The sequence below is a fragment of the Frigoribacterium sp. VKM Ac-2859 genome (genome assembly GCF_013204925.1).
Classification (GTDB): Bacteria; Actinomycetota; Actinomycetes; order Actinomycetales; family Microbacteriaceae; genus Frigoribacterium.
Map to the genome: position 1 here is coordinate 952456 of NZ_JABMLC010000001.1, position 17245 is coordinate 969700.

At 68.9% G+C, this 17245-nt stretch carries 18 protein-coding genes; 8 read left to right on the plus strand and 10 right to left on the minus strand.

Translation table 11 applies throughout. The features are described 5' to 3' along the window. Positions 1-2: 2 nt before the first annotated feature. The 5 genes from HQQ78_RS04395 (at position 3) to HQQ78_RS04415 (ending at position 5275) form a co-directional block, all read left to right on the plus strand. Positions 3-1232, plus strand: coding sequence for an ABC transporter ATP-binding protein (locus HQQ78_RS04395; RefSeq protein WP_173151196.1), 1230 nt, complete (start codon positions 3-5; stop codon positions 1230-1232). Continuing rightward, positions 1204-2250 carry a glycosyltransferase family 2 protein gene (locus HQQ78_RS04400; protein ID WP_173151198.1) on the plus strand — a complete coding sequence of 349 codons (1047 nt, stop codon included), beginning with the start codon at positions 1204-1206 and terminating at the stop codon, positions 2248-2250. Before HQQ78_RS04395 ends, HQQ78_RS04400 begins: the two co-directional genes overlap by 29 nt. Before the next feature lie 81 nt (positions 2251-2331). Beyond that, the gene (locus HQQ78_RS04405; protein WP_216844155.1) at positions 2332-3462 is read left to right on the plus strand and encodes a glycosyltransferase family 1 protein; all 1131 of its coding nucleotides are present in this window, start codon (positions 2332-2334) and stop codon (positions 3460-3462) included. After that, positions 3462-4301 carry a glycosyltransferase family 2 protein gene (locus tag HQQ78_RS04410; protein ID WP_159825517.1) on the plus strand — a complete coding sequence of 280 codons (840 nt, stop codon included), beginning with the start codon at positions 3462-3464 and terminating at the stop codon, positions 4299-4301. Before HQQ78_RS04405 ends, HQQ78_RS04410 begins: the two co-directional genes overlap by 1 nt. A gap of 101 nt (positions 4302-4402) precedes the next feature. After that, entirely contained in the window at positions 4403-5275 is an 873-nt protein-coding gene (locus tag HQQ78_RS04415) for a hypothetical protein (RefSeq protein WP_173151200.1), read from the plus strand. Between the two features lie 79 nt (positions 5276-5354). Here the strand turns inward: HQQ78_RS04415 and rfbA are convergent, their stop codons facing one another. From rfbA to HQQ78_RS04435, 4 genes are read right to left on the minus strand one after another with little or no spacing between them, the layout of a single operon-like run. Next, positions 5355-6218, minus strand: coding sequence for a glucose-1-phosphate thymidylyltransferase RfbA (gene rfbA / locus HQQ78_RS04420; protein ID WP_159825396.1), 864 nt, complete (start codon positions 6216-6218; stop codon positions 5355-5357). Position 6219: 1 nt separating this feature from the next. Further along, on the minus strand, positions 6220-6834 hold the full coding sequence (locus HQQ78_RS04425) for a dTDP-4-dehydrorhamnose 3,5-epimerase family protein (RefSeq protein ID WP_159825398.1): 615 nt from the start codon (positions 6832-6834) through the stop codon (positions 6220-6222). A gap of 37 nt (positions 6835-6871) precedes the next feature. Then, positions 6872-7102: a hypothetical protein gene (locus HQQ78_RS04430; RefSeq protein WP_159825400.1), complete on the minus strand. Its 231-nt coding sequence runs from the start codon at positions 7100-7102 to the stop codon at positions 6872-6874. A 24-nt stretch (positions 7103-7126) separates the two neighbouring features. Then, positions 7127-8035: a D-alanyl-D-alanine carboxypeptidase family protein gene (locus tag HQQ78_RS04435; RefSeq protein ID WP_159825402.1), complete on the minus strand. Its 909-nt coding sequence runs from the start codon at positions 8033-8035 to the stop codon at positions 7127-7129. A gap of 225 nt (positions 8036-8260) precedes the next feature. Between HQQ78_RS04435 and rfbB the strand changes: the two genes are divergently transcribed. The 3 genes from rfbB to HQQ78_RS04450 are packed head-to-tail and all read left to right on the plus strand — an operon-like array spanning position 8261 to position 11248. Continuing rightward, positions 8261-9244 (plus strand): dTDP-glucose 4,6-dehydratase, encoded by a 984-nt coding sequence (rfbB, locus tag HQQ78_RS04440; RefSeq protein ID WP_056225636.1) that lies wholly within the window; start codon positions 8261-8263, stop codon positions 9242-9244. Beyond that, positions 9244-10134 (plus strand): dTDP-4-dehydrorhamnose reductase, encoded by an 891-nt coding sequence (rfbD, locus tag HQQ78_RS04445; RefSeq protein WP_173151202.1) that lies wholly within the window; start codon positions 9244-9246, stop codon positions 10132-10134. The genes rfbB and rfbD overlap by 1 nt, the downstream gene beginning before the upstream one ends. Continuing rightward, the gene (locus HQQ78_RS04450) at positions 10109-11248 is read left to right on the plus strand and encodes a glycosyltransferase family 1 protein (RefSeq protein WP_173151204.1); all 1140 of its coding nucleotides are present in this window, start codon (positions 10109-10111) and stop codon (positions 11246-11248) included. The genes rfbD and HQQ78_RS04450 overlap by 26 nt, the downstream gene beginning before the upstream one ends. A gap of 110 nt (positions 11249-11358) precedes the next feature. Here HQQ78_RS04450 and HQQ78_RS04455 read toward each other — a convergent pair whose 3' ends face one another. From HQQ78_RS04455 to HQQ78_RS04480, 6 genes are all read right to left on the minus strand, one after another. Further along, positions 11359-12651, minus strand: coding sequence for an LCP family protein (locus HQQ78_RS04455; protein WP_173151206.1), 1293 nt, complete (start codon positions 12649-12651; stop codon positions 11359-11361). A gap of 47 nt (positions 12652-12698) precedes the next feature. Further along, positions 12699-13166: a 5-(carboxyamino)imidazole ribonucleotide mutase gene (gene purE / locus HQQ78_RS04460; protein WP_173152166.1), complete on the minus strand. Its 468-nt coding sequence runs from the start codon at positions 13164-13166 to the stop codon at positions 12699-12701. Between the two features lie 86 nt (positions 13167-13252). Then, the gene (locus tag HQQ78_RS04465) at positions 13253-14422 is read right to left on the minus strand and encodes a 5-(carboxyamino)imidazole ribonucleotide synthase (protein WP_371740350.1); all 1170 of its coding nucleotides are present in this window, start codon (positions 14420-14422) and stop codon (positions 13253-13255) included. A gap of 75 nt (positions 14423-14497) precedes the next feature. Continuing rightward, positions 14498-15802 carry a UDP-glucose/GDP-mannose dehydrogenase family protein gene (locus HQQ78_RS04470; RefSeq protein ID WP_173151210.1) on the minus strand — a complete coding sequence of 435 codons (1305 nt, stop codon included), beginning with the start codon at positions 15800-15802 and terminating at the stop codon, positions 14498-14500. A 28-nt stretch (positions 15803-15830) separates the two neighbouring features. Next, the gene (locus HQQ78_RS04475; RefSeq protein WP_371740351.1) at positions 15831-16379 is read right to left on the minus strand and encodes a PH domain-containing protein; all 549 of its coding nucleotides are present in this window, start codon (positions 16377-16379) and stop codon (positions 15831-15833) included. A gap of 4 nt (positions 16380-16383) precedes the next feature. Next, positions 16384-17163, minus strand: coding sequence for a biotin--[acetyl-CoA-carboxylase] ligase (locus HQQ78_RS04480; RefSeq protein ID WP_173151214.1), 780 nt, complete (start codon positions 17161-17163; stop codon positions 16384-16386). Positions 17164-17245 lie beyond the last annotated feature (82 nt).

Sequence of the window (17245 nt, forward strand, 5' to 3'; positions counted from 1 at the left end):
CCATGACCACGGACGACATCCTCAGCACCGAACCACGCCCCTCGACCGACGCCCCGGACGTCATCGTCGTCGAGGGGGTCTCCAAACGGTTCACGGTCCGGAAGGACAACTCCCTCAAAGAGCGACTCGTGACCCTCGGCAAGATGGGCCGACGACACCGCCAGGACTTCTGGGCCCTGAAGGACGTCGACGTCACCATCAAGGCCGGCACGACCGTAGGTCTGATCGGTCAGAACGGCTCGGGCAAGAGCACGTTGCTGAAGGCCATCGGAGGCATCATCCAACCCACCACCGGTACGGTCTCGCGTCGCGGGCGGCTCGCCGCGCTCCTCGAGCTCGGTGCTGGCTTCCACCCCGACCTCACCGGCCGCGAGAACGTCTTCCTGAACGCGGCCCTGCTCGGACTCACGCGCCAAGAGACCGAGGCCCGCTTCGACGACATCCTCACCTTCTCGGGCATCGGCGACTTCATCGACACACAAGTGAAGTTCTACTCGTCGGGCATGTACGTCCGTCTCGCCTTCGCCGTGGCCGTGCACACCGACCCCGACGTCCTGCTGGTCGACGAGGTCCTGGCCGTCGGCGACGAGGCGTTCCAGCGGAAATGTCTGGACAAGATCCGTTCGTTCCAGGCCGAAGGGCGAACGATCATCATCGTCACCCACTCGCTTGCTCAAGTGCAGGAACTCTGCACCAGGGCCGTTTTCCTGAACAAGGGGACCGTCATGTTCGACGGTGATCCGAACGACGCCGTCGCCCTCTTCCGAGACCTCCTGGAGGATCGGCGTCAGACCGAGGCCGAAGCCGCTCACGACCCCCTCGTCGGCTCCGGCCACGTGACGAGTGTCGTGGTGTCGGCCGCCGGTCGCGGCGAGGGTACCAAGGTGCTGCCCGGAGACGACCTCGAGGTCACGATGGAGTTCGAGCACGCCACCGGCATGGACGAGTGGATCGCCGCCTTGCAGATCAACAGCGCGTCCGGCCAGGTCGTCTACGGCACGACGAGCACTCGCATGGGCATCGACCTACCACGGCTCCTGGGCACGAGGCGCCTGCGTTTCGTCCTGAAGGACGTCGCGTTCGGCGAAGGCAAGTACTTCGTCAACGCGTCCCTCATGGACCCTCGGGGCGTCCACGTCCACGACCTACCGCAGGGCGCCTCCTTCGACGTCCCCGCCTACGCGCTGGCCGTGGGAACCGTCCATGCCGAGCCCGAGCTCGTCCAGCTCTGAGCCGACGACGCTGGTCGTCGTCGTCAACTGGAACAACGCCGCGCTGACGGCACGCTGTGTCGAGGCCCTCGACTCCCAGGTCGGCGATGCCGACTTCGACCTGATCGTCGTGGACAACGGCTCGGAGGACGACTCGGTCGAACGCCTACGTCCCGCTCTCGGAAGCCGACTTCTGCCGCTCGGGCACAACGGTGGTTTCGGGGCCGGGGTGAACGCAGCGATCCGTTCCCGCAGGGCCGACCGGTACGTCCTGGTCAACAACGACGCGGTACCCGCGCCTCGTTTCGTGGCCGAACTCACGGCCGCCGCCGACCGGGCGTCCGACCACGTGGCAGCGTTCACGGCGCGTCTCGAGCTCGAGGGACGATTCGTCTCGGCACCCGTCGACGACGCCGCTCCCGACGACTTCGTCGCCGCCGACGGATCGCGGTGGAGGCGGGCCGACGAGGGCGCCGTGCTGGTCAACTCCACCGGTGGCGTCCTCGATGCGTCGGGCAACGGCCAGGACCGTGACTGGCTCAGCCCCGCCGAGAAGTCGGGTGGTTCGAAGGTCTTCGGATTCTCGGGTGGCGGCGCGCTGCTCCGAGCATGCGCCCTCGACCGGGTGGGCTTGTTCGACGAATCGCTCTTCATGTACTACGAGGACACCGAGTTGAGTTGGCGACTCGCGGAGCACGGCTTCGTCGTCCAGCACGTCCCGAAGGCAGTGCTGGTCCACCGCCACTCGGCCTCCTCGGGGACGTCGTCCTGGGTCTTCCTCTTCCACAACACCCGCAACCGGATAAAGGTCGCCGTCTGGCACGCCTCGGCCCCCACCGTGGTGCGCGCCGTGCTCCGCACGCTGGTGCGGGTCATTCGATCGCCGCGTGACACGTCCGCGGCCGCCATCCGATCCGGGTACATCGCGGCCCTCCGCGACCTGCCGTCCGACCTCCGACGACGTCGTCGGTTCACCCGGCAGGCGACGCACAGCCGTCGTGAGATCGACACCCGGACAGGTCTTCGACGTACGCCCTGAGCCCTGCCGACTGCATGTCGAGCGGGACCACGAGGCTATGCTTGTCGACGGTCCATCGAGTCGATCAGGGAAGGGCGGCGTGTGCCACACATCTCCGTTCTCGTCGACGGCACGGCCATGCCGTCCGCTCTCGGAGGCGTCGGCCGCTACGTCGAGGGCCTTTCGGGCGCGCTGGCCGAGCTCGACGTCGACCTGACGATCGTGGTGCGTCCCGAACACGTCGCGCACATGCGTGAGGTCGCGGCCGGCGCACGAGTCGTCGCCGCACCCGGGTGGACCACCCGCACGCCCCTGCGGTTCCTCTGGGAACAGACCGGACTGCCCCTGCTCGCCCGGCGTCTTGGCGTCGACGTCGTCCACTCGACGCACTACACCTTTCCGGTCCTGCGCAGACGAGGTTCGGTGGTCACATTGCACGACGCCACGTTCTTCAGCGATCCCCAGTGGCACTCGACGGTCAAGAGGCTCTTCTTCACCGCGTGGACGAGGGCCGCGCTGCGTTCGGGGCGACCGTGCGTGGTTCCGAGCGACGCGAGTGCCCGCGAATTCGTGCGTCACGTCAGCCGGTGCCGCTCGACCGTGACGACGACTCCTCTGGGGGTCGACTTCACGGTCTTCCGCCCCCCCACTGACGCAGAGACCGCCTCGTTCCGGACTTCCGTGGGTCTCGAGCCCGACCACCGCTGGATCGCGTTCCTCGGCACGATCGAGCCCCGCAAGAATGTCGGAGCCCTCCTGCGGGCGCACGAGCGCCTATGCGGCGAATCGGCCGACGTCCCCTTCTTGCTGGTCTCCGGGGCACGCGGCTGGGACACCGATGCTCTCACCGCCCTTGACGACCGACCCCCAGGAGGCGCGGTGCGTGAACTCGGGTACCTGCCGGTCGACGAGCTCCGCAGCCTCCTCGGCGGGGCGGAGGTCGTCGTCTACCCCAGCCTCGGAGAGGGCTTCGGTCTCCCCGTGCTCGAGGCTCTGGCGTGCGGCGCCTGCGTCCTGACCACGGACAGGCTCTCGTTGCCCGAGGTCGCGGGTGACGCAGCCGCCTACACGGAGCCCGACGAGGACTCCCTGGTCGAGGCCCTTCGCACCCTGCTGGCCGATGCGGACCGGCGCACTTCCCTTCGCGGCCGTGCCGTTCCCCGGGCTGGCCGCTTCACCTGGGTGGCGACCGCCGAGGCGAGCCTTCCGGCGTACGACGAGGCGGCATCATGATGCCTCGGGTTGCTGTGGTGACCGTCACCTACAACACGGGAGAGACGCTCCGTCCGCTTCTGGCCAGCATCCCCCGGGCCAGCTCGGACCCGGTCGTGACCGTGGTGAGCGACAACGGCTCGAGCGATGTCGACCTCGTCCGGTCCATCTCCTTGGAGAACGGCGCCTCGTTCGTCGTGTCGGGACGGAACCTGGGTTACGGGGGCGGGGTGCGCCACGGTCTCTCGACCGTCACGGACCCGGTCGAGTTCGTCCTGGTCACGAACCCTGACGTCGTCCTCGGCGACGGGGCCATCGACCGTCTTGTCGAGGCCGCAGAACGGCTTCCCCGAGCGGGTTCGCTCGGGCCCAAGATCATCGACGAGACGGGCGTCGTCTATCCGTCGGCCCGGCGTCTTCCGTCGTTGCGGACCGGCATCGGTCATGCGGCCTTCTCCCGGCTCTGGCCGGGCAACCCCTGGAGCCAGTCCTACTGGGCCGCGCGAGAGACAGCGGTCGAACGCACGGCCGGGTGGCTGTCCGGGGCCTGCGTGCTCGTCCGACGATCCGCCTTCGACGAGATCGGTGGCTTCGACGAGGGCTACTTCATGTACTTCGAGGACGTCGATCTGGGGGCGCGGCTCGGACGTGCCGGGTGGGACAACGTCTTCGTCCCGACTGCCGTGGTGATGCACAGCGGAGCCCATTCGACCTCCGGCAGTGCCAAGACGATGGAACGGGTTCACCACGACAGCGCCTACCGGTACCTGTCCCGTCGCTACCGGGGGCCGATCCTCGGGCCGCTTCGAGCGGCGTTGAAGGTCGGACTGCGAGTCCGTAGCTGGTGGGTCACCCGATGAGACGCCCATCCGTTCCTCAGGTTCGGGCCCGTCTTCGTCACGAGTCGAGGCGACTGGCCCGGCGCGCGCTCGAGATCCTGGGCCAGGGTGAACGCCTCGATGTGTTCCTCGCCCGGCGACGCGCGCTCCGTGCCCTCACTCCCGGCGGCTGGCACCAGCAACTCCTGACGCTGCTCGAGAGCGGCGTAGCGCTGTCGACCACCGGCCGTTGGGCCTCCGCCTCACGGGACTCCGTCCCGCTGGTGGTGTGTCTCTGGAATCGACCAGAACGCATCGACGACATCATCGCGATGCTTGAGTCACTCGATCCGACACGACCCGTGCGTCTTCTACTCTGGAACAACGCGGTCGACGAACGCGACTCCTACGCCTGGCTGCAAGACCACGAACCCCGGGGGGCCCTGGCCAGCATCGACCTGGTGCACAGTGCCGCGAACATTGGTGGCCTCGCCCGCTTCGTGGCGGTCCGCTTGCTCCGCAACGCCGGCTACGAGGGCCCTGTCCTGATGCTCGACGACGACCAGGACGTCACGCCGTCGTTCGTGGGCGACCTGTTGGCCAACTACCAGCCCCGCAGCATCGTCGCCTGGTGGGCCTTCGACTTCGGTCCGTCGTATTGGGACCGGGTTCAGATCGATCCGGGTGATCGTGCGGACCACGGTGGGACCGGTGGAACCGTCCTCGATTCCTCGTTGGTCGACGACGACCGGTTCTTCCTGTCGCTGCCGGAGCGTTATGCCTTCCTCGAGGATCAGTGGATGTCCCACTACGCCCGTTCGCTCGGCTGGTCGATCGTCAAGGCCGACACCGAGATAGGGTTCGTGCTCGAGCACAAAAATCAATATCACGGCCTGCACGAACGCAAGGACGAGTTCCACCGGCACCTGAAGGACGGGACCGTCACGACTGGTCGCCCCCTGCGCTCGTCGTCCCGTGGACGTCGCCGCGGGCGGTTTCACCAAGCCGGGTCCTGACTGACGAACCAGCAGTGTTTCCTCGGAACGCGAAGGCCCGCTCGCCCCAGGGCGAACGGACCTTCGTCGAGTGGTGGGGTCAGACCGACAGAAGACGTTGCAGGTAGACGCCGTAGCCGCTCTTGGCCAGGGGGGCCGCAAGGGCGGCCAGCTGCTCGTCGTCGATCCACCCGTTCCGCCAGGCGATCTCCTCGATGCAGCCGATCTTGTGCCCCTGACGGTCTTCGATGACGCGCACGTACTCGGACGCCTGCATCATCGATTCAAACGTCCCCGTGTCGAGCCAGGCAGTGCCTCGGTCGAGGACTTGGACCTGGAGACGACCCGCGTCGAGGTACCGTTCGTTCACCGTCGAGATCTCGAGCTCGCCTCGCGCGCTCGGTTCGATCGTCTTGGCGATCTCGATGATCTCGTTGTCGTAGAAGTAGAGGCCCGGCACGGCATAGTTGCTCTTTGGTGCGACCGGCTTTTCCTCGATCGAGATGGCACGGAAGGCCTCGTCGAACTCGACGACGCCGTAGGCCTTGGGGTCGGCGACGTGGTAAGCGAAGATCGTCGCCCCCTCGACGTCGGCGTTCTTCTTGAGGTTCGAGCCGAGACCCACCCCGTGGAAGATGTTGTCGCCTAGGACGAGTGCGACACTGTCGGAACCGATGAAGTCCTCACCGATGATGAAGGCCTGGGCCAGCCCGTCGGGCGAGGGCTGCACGGCGTACTGGACGTCCATTCCGAGTTGAGACCCATCGCCGAGCAGGGCCCGGAACTGCTCGTTGTACTCGGGGGTCGTGATAACCAGGACCTCGCGGATGCCCGCCATCATGAGCGTCGACAAGGGGTAATAAACCATCGGCTTGTCGTAGATGGGCATGAGCTGCTTCGAGATGCCCTTGGTGATGGGCCAGAGGCGCGTACCGGACCCGCCCGCCAGGATGATGCCCTTCATGTCAGTTGCCCTCCTTGGCGTCGAGCGAAGCGTAGAAAGCCCGCATGTCGGACCAGGTCGGAAGGAGACCCGAGGCCGCCGCTTCGGAGAGCGACGGAGCGGCGGTGTCCTTCGAGGAGAGCAGGGGCTCGCCGGCTGCATCGGGAAAGACGAGGCCAATCTCGGGGTCGAGCGGATTGATGCCGTGCTCGCGCTCGGCCCGGAAGGTGTCGGTCACCAGGTAGCTGACCGTCGCGTCGTCGCTCAGCGCTACGAACGCGTGACCGAGCCCCTCAGCGAGGTAGATGGCCCGCCTGTCGACGTCGTCGAGCAGCACCGTGTCCCACTGGCCGAAGGTAGCGGACCCGACCCGGATGTCGATGACGTAGTCGAGGACCGCGCCATGGGTCGCCGTGACGTACTTCGCCTGGCCTCTGGGGACGTCGGCGAAATGGATGCCGCGCACGACACCTCTCTTGGACACCGAGGTGTTCGCCTGTCGCAGATCGACGGAGTGGCCGACCACGTCGGCGAGCGCGTCAAAGCGATACCACTCGAGGAACACGCCACGGTCGTCACCGAACTGCTTCGGTGTGATCTCGTAGCTGTCTGGGATCTTCAGTTCACGGATCTGCACGCCGAGAGTCTACCAACCCGACGGCGCAGGACCTCGGTCAGCGTCGGGAGTAGTCGGCCCCAGTCCTCAACTCTGACCGCGGGATCGACAACGAAGCCAGGATGTCGTAGAAGCCGGCGGCGTTGACGTTGCGCGGAGCCATGCCGACGGCGCGGAGGGCGACGACGGTGGGCTCGGTCGTCACGTGGCGCAGCATGCGCGGCGCGACGACGCACACGTAGCCGCGTCCGACCTCGGGAAGGGTGTCGTAGCAGTGAAGGACGATCATGGTTTTCCTCTCAAGGGACGGGCGTCAAGCCCGCCAGTAATCCGCGTCCGTGACGACGGCGGACCGGGGGATGGACAGAGCGTCGACCAGGAGTTCGAAGTGGCTGCGGGAGATGGCGTCGAAGTAGGGAACCCCGATGGCACGGAAGGCGTTGACCTTCTCGATGGTCGTGAAATGACGAAGGAAGCGGAAGCCGAGGACGCAGGTGTAGCTCGTTCCGACGCCCGGCATGGCCTCGGGCACACGGAGGGCGATCAGACCGGAGTCGTTCGGGACGGCGTTGGCAGGCCCCGTGTACGCGGAGACGAAGTCGAAGTGCCATGGCTCGGGTCGGGAGAAGGTGTTGCCCGTGGGGCTCCAGCCGAACGACGGGGCGTTCGCGTCCATCCATCGCTTCGCGCTCGAACCCGACGTCTCCACTCCGGAGCCGAAGTCGCAGGAGATCCCCCAGCCGTGGTTGCTCGTCCCCGGATAGGCCGCGAGGTTCCCGGTGCCGGCCTGGTATCTGTTCCAGTAGTCGACCTGCCGATCGTAGGACCGGTAGCCCTCGGTGATCCGGAGTGGCCGTCCGACGGCGCTTTGGAAGGCGAGCCCGAGCCCGAAGAATTGACGGGCCGCGTCGTCACGCAGGAACCCGCTGCCGGCGACCGACGTCGGCACGAGTTCCAGCATCGAGGCAGGGATGCGCCCATTGGATTGACCGCCCCAGGCGGACAGTGCCGCCTGCGCCACGGCCTCCGCAACGGTGTCGACGCCGACGGTCGCCTCGGCGAGGAGCAAGGCTGCCCGGGCCGAACTGGGACGTAGACCGTCCGCCGCACCCACCACGACGGCCGCTGCGCCGACGGCTCCGGCATAGGCCAGCAATCGACGGCGGTCGAGGACGGACGCGCCGGCGGGCAGACTTCTGGAGTCGGAGTCGTCGAGGGGCATGGGACGACGTTCGCACGAGAGTGGCGACTGGTCTACCCCTCGGAAGCGCGCACTGCACGTCCCCCGCACGCTGTACCCCGGTTTTCCGGCGCTCGAGGCCGGATGGTCCCCCACGACTGGGGTCACGAGGCGTCCTCGTGCGTCCGGGCCGATGCGGCCCTCCGGGTGGTCCGCGCTGTCGGCTAAGATGTCTCGACCGCCTGCGATCGACCCCAAGGGACCACTGTGAAAATTCTCGTCACCGGTGGAGCCGGCTTCATCGGCTCCAACTTCGTCCGCCGCACCCTCGAAGACGCCTACCCGGGCCTCGAAGGGGCCGAGGTCGTCGTCCTCGACGCGCTCACCTACTCGGGCAACGAGGCCAACCTGGCGAGTGTCGCCGACTCCCCCCGTTACACGTTCGTCAAGGGCGACATCCGTGACGGTGCCCTGCTCGACACGCTCTTCCCCGAGGTCGACGCCGTGGTCCACTTCGCCGCGGAGTCCCACGTCGACCGCTCGGTCCGCGACGCCTCGATCTTCGTCGAGACGAACGTGCTGGGAACGCAGCAGCTGCTCGACGCCGCCCTGCGCAACGACCTGAAGCGCTTCGTGCACGTCTCGACCGACGAGGTCTACGGCTCCATCGCCGAGGGCTCCTGGGCCGAGGACCGACCGCTCGAACCGAACTCGCCCTACTCAGCCTCGAAGGCCGGGAGCGACCTGCTCGCCCGCAGCTACCACCGTACGCACGGGCTGAACGTCTCCATCACGCGCTGCAGCAACAACTACGGCCCCTACCACTTCCCCGAGAAGGTCATCCCGCTCTTCGTCACGAACCTGATCGACGACGTGCACGTGCCGCTCTACGGCGAGGGCAACAACATCCGGGACTGGCTGCACGTCGACGACCACACCCGTGGCATCGCCATGGTGCTCGTCAACGGTCGCGCCGGAGAGATCTACAACATCGGCGGCGGGACCGAGCTCACCAACAAAGAGCTCACCGAGATGTTGCTCGAGGCCACCGGCAAGGACTGGTCGTACGTCGACCGCGTCCAGGACCGTCTGGGCCACGACCTGAGGTACTCCGTCGACATCTCGAAGATCCGGGACGAGCTCGGCTACGAGCCCCAGGTCCCGTTCGAGAAGGGTCTCGCCGACGTCGTCCAGTGGTACCGCGACAACCGCGAGTGGTGGCAGCCGCTCAAAGAGCGCGCCGCCCTCTGATGGCCGCCCCTCAGAACTCGAAGTACCTCGTCACCGGGGCCCGGGGCATGCTCGGCACCGACCTGCTCGAGGCGCTCTTCGGGCGTGACGTCACGGTCCTCGGCCGCGCGGACCTCGACGTGACCGACCGGGACGCCGTGTTCGCCGCTGTCGAGGGACACGACGTCGTCATCAACGCCGCCGCGTACACCGCCGTGGACGCGGCCGAGACCGACGAAGAAGCCGCATTGGCCGTCAACGGCACCGCCGCCGGTCTGCTGGCCGAGGCGACGGCATCCGTCGGGGCGAAGCTCGTCCAGGTCTCGACCGACTACGTCTTCGACGGCGATGCCGCCACGCCCTATGCCGAGGACGCCACGATCGCGCCGGTCAGCGCCTACGGCCGCACGAAGGCCGAGGGAGAGAAGCTGGCCCTCGCCGCCAACCCGGAGGGCACCTTCGTCGTGCGCACGGCGTGGCTGTACGGTGCCCACGGGGGCAACTTCGCGAAGACGATGGTCAAGCTCGCAGGCTCGCACGACACCGTCAAGGTCGTCGACGACCAGCTCGGTCAGCCGACGTGGACGGCCGACCTCGCGGCCCAGATCGTCGCGCTGCTCGACTCCGACGCTCCGGCCGGCGTGTACCACGGCACCAACTCCGGCAGTACGAGCTGGTTCGAGTTCGCCCGGGCCGTCTTCGACGAAGCCGGACTCGATCCGGCCAGGGTCTTGCCGACGGACAGCTCCACCTTCGTCCGTCCCGCACCGAGACCGAGCTACAGCGTCCTCGGCCACGACGCATGGGGGCAGGCCGGACTGGCGCCCATGCGTCCGTGGAGAGAAGCGCTGGCCGAGGCCGCGAGCAGGGGAGTGTTGCAGACCGATGACCACGCTGCGAGTAGTCGTTGACCAGATCCTGGCTCCCATCCCCGGAGGCATCGGGCGCTACACGGAAGAGCTGACCCGGGCCCTCGTCGAGACGGCTCCCCGCGGCTGCGACGTCGAGGGCGTCGTGGCGGCCCACCCGCAAACCGATTACGACCGGTTGACGGACCTGCTCCCGGGGCTGTCCCGTGTCGCCAAGTCGCCACTCGGTCGCCGTGAGTTGTCGCTGGCGTGGCAGGGCGGCGTCGTCGGCCTTCCCGGCCGGGGGATGGTCCACGCGACCAGCCTGCTCGCTCCCCTCTACCGTCACGACCGCGCACTCGACCCGGGAACGCAGACCGTCGTCACGATCCACGACACGGTGCCGTGGACCCACCCCGAGACCCTCACCCCTCGTGGCGTCCGCTGGCACAAGGCGATGACCAAGCGGGCCTTCAAGCACGCCGACGGCGTCGTCGTGCCGACGCACAGCGTCGCTCGCGAACTCTCCGAGTTGTTCCCCTTCGGCGACCGCCTGCGCGTCATCGGCGGCGCCGTGAGCCCCAAGCTCGCCGTCCCCGCGGACGCCGACGAGGTCGCCGATGCCCTGGACCTTCCTGAGCGGTACGCCCTCAGCGTCGGCACCCTCGAACCGCGCAAGGGCATCGAGCCCCTCATCCAGGCCCTCGCACACCCCGACGCCCCCGACCTGCCTCTGCTGATCGTTGGCCCCGAGGGATGGGGAGACGTCAAGGTGGCCGACCTGGTCGCCGCGGCAGGGCTCCCCGCCGACAAGGTCCGCACGATGGGCTTCGTGTCGGACGAGCAGCTCGCCGTGCTGTTGCAGCGCGCGGCCGTCTTCGTGTTCCCCAGTCTCGCCGAGGGGTTCGGCCTGCCCGTCGTCGAGGCGTTCAGCCTGGGCACGCCCACCATCGTCTCGGATGCCCCCGCCCTCCTCGAGGTCGCGGCGGATGCGGCCGTCAGCGTGCCGCGGGAAGACTCCGCCGGCTACCCGGAGCGCCTCGCCCAGGCCATGTTCCAGGTCGTCTCCGACGTCGAACTGTCGACACGTCTCGGCATCGCCGGGATCGACCGGGCGCGCGCCTTCAGCTGGCGGGACTCGGCCGACAAGGTGTGGCAGCTGCACGCCGACCTCTGAGGAACCCTGAGGCCCGGGTCACGACGCGCGTGACCCGCGCGGCAGAGGGGCGCCTCCTCACCCGTTCCGCTTCCGCACACCGGCCTCGACGCACGGCCTGAGACGGGTCGTCAGGGTGCGGTGACGGACGTCGTGGCCTGCGCCACGGCGGTGCGCATCGCGTCGTAGTCCGGGTAGACGTTGTCATAGGTGGGCGGCACGAGTTCGAGGCTCGTGATCTGCTGCGACTTCGCCTTGACGGCCAGGTCGACGAAGGCGGCCAGGGCACCCTGCGGGATGTCGGTGTCGACGGTCTGCACACCGGCCGACGCGACCGCCTGGAACTTCGACAGCACCGTCGCCGGCTGGAACTGGGACAGGAGCGCCTGCTGCACCTCGCGCTGACGAGCCATGCGGTCGTAGTCGCTGGTACCGTGCCGCGCCCTGGCGTACCAGAGGGCGTGGTACCCGTCGAGCTTCTGCTCGCCGGGCTCGATCCAGCCGTCGACGTTGATCGGCTGACCGTTGCCGTCCACGCCTCCGTTGATCGGGATGCGCTGCTGCACGTCGACCTGGATGCCGCCGAGCGCGTCGATGAGGTCGACGAAGCCCTGCATGTCGATGAGGGCGTAGTACTGCACCGTCAGGCCCGTGATGCCCTCGACGGCGTCGCGCATGGCCTCGACCCCGGGGTTGCTTCCCCTCGACTCGGCATCGGGGTAGAGGTCGGGATGCTCTTCCCCGTAGGTGTAGAGGAAGCTCACGAGGCAGTCGTCACCGCAGTCGTAGCCGTCGGGGTACTCGCCGTACAGCGGCGATCCCGCGACGAAGGGCGCGTCGTACAGGTTCCGCGGGATTCCCACGATGGTGGTCGCACCGGTCTCGGCGTCGATGCTGGCGACCGAGATGCTGTCGGGACGCAGACCCGTGCGGTCGGCCCCCGCATCACCGCCGAGCAACATGATGTTGTAGCGACCGTCCACAGGAGGCGCGGCGTCGGCCCTCGAGGTGAAGAGACTGTTCAGCAGACCGTGCTGCACCCCGGCGAGATAGGCCCCGTAGGCGGCGGGCCCGACGGTCACCACCATCAAGAGCACCATCGCTCCGGCGAGGAATCCTCGCGCCGAGGGGGCCGTCCGGACGATGCGGGCCAAGCGCAACGTGTCGACGGTCAGCACCACCCACAACACCGCGTAGTACGCGAGGAAGACCTGGACGATCGTCAGGGCGACGACGTTGGTCGCGATCTCGATCAGGGGCGAGCGGAAGGCGAACGCCAGGACGATGACGACGACCGCGACCGCCCAGAAGACCAGGGTGGAGGCGAGCCCCCACCGGCCGAGCCGGCGGCTGCCCGCGAGCACCTGGGCCGAGCCGGGCACGACCACGTTCAACAGGACGAGCACCCACGCTCGCTTCGTCATGAAGGGCTCGGAGGTGGCGTCGGGGTGACGCACGGGCAGGGACGTGCTCACAGTGATCGGCGCAGGTCGGCGTTCTTCTGCTCGACCAGACCGGCGAGGGACTCGGCGTGACGGGCCAACCGCTCGGCGACGGCCGGGTCGTGCGTGCCGATGATGCGGGCCGCGAGCAGGCCGGCGTTGACCGAGCCACCGATCGACACGGTCGCGACGGGGATGCCCGCCGGCATCTGCACGATCGAGAGCAACGAGTCCAGACCGTCGAGCTTGGCCAGCGCGACGGGCACGCCGACCACGGGCAGGGTCGTCACCGAGGCGATCATGCCGGGCAGGTGCGCTGCTCCCCCGGCCCCGGCGATGACGACGGAGATCCCCCGACCGGCGGCGTCTCGACCGAAGGCGATCATCTTGTCGGGCGTGCGGTGCGCCGAGACGACCTCGACCTCGTGCGGGATGCCCAGCTCGGACAAGATCGTCGACGCGCCCTGCATGGTGGGCCAGTCGCTGTCGGAGCCCATGACGATCGCGACCTTCGCGGGCACGGCGGGGTCGTTCGGGCGCACGTCGGTGCTCTTCGGGTCGGACACGGACTAGAGGATAGCCGTCAGTCGGTGAAGAACTCGACAGCGGCGCGCGCCCGGAAGACGGCCTCGTCGAGGTCGTCGCCGACCACGGTGACGTGACCGACCTTGCGACCGGGCCGCGGCTCCTTGCCGTAATCGTGGACCTTGACCGCCGGCTGGTCGGCCATGAGAGCGGGGAGACGGTCGGCCATCGACCCGGTCGCCGGTCCGCCGAGCACGTTCAACATGACGCTCCACGGGCGGTGGCAGTCCGTGTCGCCCAGGGGCAGGTCGAGCACGGCCCGGAGGTGCTGTTCGAACTGGCTCGTGGTCGACCCGTCGATCGTCCAGTGGCCGGTGTTGTGCGGCCTCATGGCGAGTTCGTTGATCAGCAGCCGCTCGTCGGTCGTCTCGAAGAGCTCGACGGCCAGGACCCCGGTGACGTCGAGCCGCTCGGCGACCGTCCGCGCGATCTCGTCGGCCAGGTCGGCCAGCCGACCGGCACTCGAGGGCGCCGGGGCGAAGACCTCGGAGCAGACCCCGTCGCGTTGGACGGTCTCGACGAGAGGCCACGGGACGATGTCGCCGCTCGGCCGACGGGCCACGAGCTGCGACAGCTCACGCCGGAACTCGACGAGCTCCTCGACGAGGAGGGCGCCTCCGTTGCCGTCCTCGGCCAGGGCTCCGAACCAGTCGTCGGCTTCGTGCGCGGCCGAGACCACGCGCACGCCTTTGCCGTCGTAACCGCCCCGCGCGGTCTTGACGACCGCCCGGCCTCCGTGGTCGGCGAGGAACGCCTCGAGCTCGGAGGCGTCGTGGACGGCCGCCCAGTCCGGGACGGGCAGCCCGAGCTCGGTGAGCCGCTGACGCATGACGATCTTGTCCTGCGCGACGGCCAGCGCGGACGGCCCGGGATGCACGGGCACGCCCGCGTCGACGAGGGCGGTCAGGACCTGCTGGGGGACGTGCTCGTGGTCGAAGGTGACCACGTCGACCGTGCGGGCGAATTCGAGGACGACGTCGACGTCGTGGTAGTCACCCACCTGTGTCGCCGCCAGCCTGGCCGAACTGCCCTCGGCCTCGGCGAGGACGCTGATCTCGATGCCGAGGTGGACGGCGGGCGGGATCATCATACGGGCGAGCTGGCCGCCACCGATCACGCCGACACGGTTTGCCATCTGGTCCTCTTCCTGTCGTGCTCCGGGCGTCACCGGGAGAGGACGGGCTCATCCGTCGGCTTCCGGCTCGAACCATCTTGCCCGATGGTCGACCTGGCCGTCGCGAGGCTACGGTCGCCCGAGCCCCCGGAACTCGAACCCGGCCTCGCGCCACTCGGCTGGGTCGAACACGTTGCGCGCGTCGACGATGCGTCGCCGGGAGACGAGGGCGGCGACGTCGGCCGGACGCAGCGCCTTGAACTGCGCCCATTCGGTGAGGACCAACACGAGCTCGGCGTCGCGGAGGGCGGTGGGGACGTCCCCGACGTAGGTGAGGTCGGGAGCCAGCCGGGCGGCGGTCTCGTTGGCCTCGGGGTCGTGGACGACCACGTCGGCCCCGGCGGCGTGCAGTCGTCGGGCGACGTCGAGGGCCGGCGAGTCGCGGACGTCGTCGCTGTCGGGCTTGAACGCCACCCCGAGGACGGCGACGCGCGCACCGCGCACCTCGCCGAGCAACTCGCCCGCGAGCTCGACGACGCGGTCGCGGCGGCGCAGGTTGACGGCGTCGACGTCGGCGAGGAAGTCCAGCGACTCGAGCCCCAACTCGCGCGATCGGGCCCGGAACGCCCGGATGTCCTTCGGCAGGCACCCGCCGCCGAAGCCGAGGCCGGCGTTGAGGAACCGGCGGCCGATGCGGGCGTCGTGCCCGATCGCGTCGGCCAGCTGCGTCACGTCCGCACCGGTGGCCTCGGCGATCTCGGCCATCGCGTTGATGAACGAGATCTTCGTCGCGAGGAACGCGTTGGCCGAGACCTTCACCAGTTCGGCCGTCGCGTACCCGGTCACGAGCCGGGGCGTGCCGGTCGCCAGAGCCGTCGCGTAGACCTCGTCGAGCACGGCCGTCGCCCGCTCACCGGCGTCACCGTCGGGCACTCCGTAGACGAAGCGGTCGGGCGCGACGGTGTCGGCCACGGCGAAGCCCTCGCGGAGGAACTCGGGGTTCCAGGCCAGGTCGGCCCCGGAGGAGGCGCGGACCAGGTCGGCGAGTCGGCTCGCGGTGCCGACGGGAACGGTGGACTTGCCCACCACGAGGTCGCCGTCGGCGAGGTGGGGCAAGAGCCCCTGGACCGCGGCGTCGACGTAGGTGAGGTCGGCCGCGTCGCTGCCCGGGGTCTGCGGGGTGCCGACGGCGACGAAGTGGACCTGCGAACCGGCGGCGTCGGCCGGGTCGGTCGAGAACCGCAGTCGCCCCGAGTCGAGGGCCCGGCGGAGCGCCTCGGGCAGTCCGGGTTCGAAGAACGGGGCGTGACCCGACGAGAGCAGGGCGATCTTGCCCGGGTCGACGTCGATGCCGACCACGTCGTGCCCGAGGTCGGCCATGCACGCGGCGTGCACGGCTCCGAGGTAACCGCAACCGATGACTGAGATTCGCATTGTAATATCCTATATCACGCGAGCCGGATCAGATGACCCGGTCGTCGCCCCATGAAGTGGTGTCGGCGTGTCCGACGGACTGCTCGTGCTGGCGACGCTGCGCGACGCTGTTGAGGTTCGACTCCATCAGGTCGTGCAGGGTCGATTGGACGAGGTCGGCCGACGGCACGTCCCAGAGGACGAGCGGACGGTCGAGGCCGGTGTTGATCAGGACGTCTCCGCTGCCGAAGGCGCTCTGGACCGAGTTCTTGCGCACCGTGAGGTCGTAGCCGCGGCTGTGGAGCAACTCTTGACGAGTGCGCACGAACAGCCCCTTGCGCACGACGAGGCGACGCGAGGTGATGACGTAGCGCTTGCCGAGCCAGATCAGCACGGGCACCAACCAGAGCAGAACGATGAGGGCGACGGCCGCACCCAGCACGACGTAGTTCTGCCAGGCGACGTCGAAGCGACCTCCGAAGTAGCCGGTGGCCGCGCAGATGCCGACGAGCCCGAGGGACGGCCAGAACAGCACGCGGGCATGGGGACGCAGCCGCGCGACGACGTACTCGGTCGGCTGTGGTCCGTCGCTGCTCACAGGCTCATTCATACCGCAGATGCGTGACGTCACCCGAAGCGACGGCCGTCAGCCCGCCGGTCGAGGCGGAACGCACGACCAACCGGCCCGCCTCGTCGACGTCGACGGCCTCGCCCACGAGAGCCGCGCCTCCGGGGAGTTCGACGCGGACGTCGCGCCCCAGCGTCGCGCAGTGCGTGCGCACCAGCGCCAGGGCGCCGCTCGCCACGGCGTCGCCCCGGGCCGCGACGAGGTCGGCGACGAACCGGGCCAGACCGGAGACCCAGGCCGACAGCACGGCGTCGGCGAGCTCGAGAGCCGTGCCCCGCGCACCGTGCAGACCGAGCGACGTCGAGGTCGGCGTCGGCAGCTCGTCGGCCGGCACCGTGAGGTTGACCCCGGCCCCCACGACCACGGCGCTCGCGTCGGGCCTCAGCTCGGCCAGCAGACCGCAGACCTTTCCGCCGGCCACCTGCACGTCGTTGGGCCACTTCAGCGTGACGTCGCCGCCCGGGAGCAGGCCCTGGACGGAGGCGCGCATCGCGACGCCGGCGAGGAGCGGCACCCAGCCGAGCGAGTCGACCGGCAGGTCGCCGCGGCGAAGCAGGACGCTCGCCGCGAGGGATCGACCGGGCGCGGTCTCCCATCGTCGACCGAGTCGGCCCCGCCCGGCGGCCTGGTCGAGGGTCAGCCAGGTCGCCAGGTGCGGCTCGTCGACGGCGGCCAGCAGGTCGGCGTTGGTCGATCCGGTGGACTCGAGCACCACGAGACGGGGGCTGACGGACGCGCTGAGGGGGAAGTCCATCGGGTCAGCCTAGGCGGCCTCGGTTGACGACTCCTACGACGTGCGACGCCGTCCACGCGTGGAAACCTCCAACGGATGGCTG